The sequence below is a fragment of the Bacillus sp. CCNWLW194 genome (assembly GCF_037120585.1).
GTDB lineage: Bacteria > Bacillota > Bacilli > Bacillales > Bacillaceae_G > Bacillus_A > Bacillus_A basilensis.
In genome coordinates this window covers 1-756 of the sequence record NZ_JBBBBL010000062.1, presented here as the reverse complement: position 1 = coordinate 756, position 756 = coordinate 1, and the positions used below count along the sequence as shown (strand labels likewise).

Below are 756 nucleotides of genomic sequence, written 5' to 3'. Positions count from 1 at the left end.
CAAATGAGATGAGAAATTTCTCACTAACTATTATGCAACTATAAATAATTTTTGTAATTCACTGTACGTCGAAAAACAGGAGTCTGGTTTAAAACTCCTGTTTTTCTTATATAAAGCATGAATCGTTTCGATTCCTTTCAAGGTGCGCGAAGCATGGCGAAGACTTTGAAAGCCGGCTGATTTAGCAAAACGTCGTTTTACATGTCTATGGTCTTGTTCTATAAGATTGTTCAAATATTTGATTGTACAATGATTTGTGTGTTTATAAAGACCTTCTTCTTTTAACTTCTTAAATGCACAAAGTAATGCTGGGGCTTTGTCTGTCGTGAGAACCGCTGGTTCTCCAAACGTTTTCACCAATCTTTTCATAAAGGCATAGGCAGCCTGATGATCTCGCTTTTTCCGAAGTTGAATATCCAATGTGTCCCCTTCTTTATCAATCGCACGGCATAGGTAACACCATTTTCCTTTCACTTTTATATAAGTCTCATCTAACTTCCACGACGATTGTACCTTTTTGTTTTTCCTCTTCCAGATTTGATAGATCAAATTCCCATATTCATGAAGCCAGCGCATAATGGTTGTAGGATGCACAGAAACACCACGTTCTTTCAAAATTTCAGAGACATCACGATAGCTTAAAGAAAAACGACAATAATAGCCGACGGCTACTAAAATAATATCCTTCTTGAACTGTTTCCCTTTAAAATATCGCATTTGTGATTCTCCTCGTACCTTTTTTCTAGAGTGTAAACT

General features: G+C 36.5%; 1 protein-coding gene. It reads right to left on the bottom strand.

Translation table 11 applies throughout. From position 1 onward, the window contains the following. Positions 1-30: 30 nt before the first annotated feature. Positions 31-717, bottom strand: a complete 687-nt coding sequence (locus tag V7S50_RS34015; protein ID WP_242251478.1) for an IS6 family transposase — start codon at positions 715-717, stop codon at positions 31-33. Positions 718-756 lie beyond the last annotated feature (39 nt).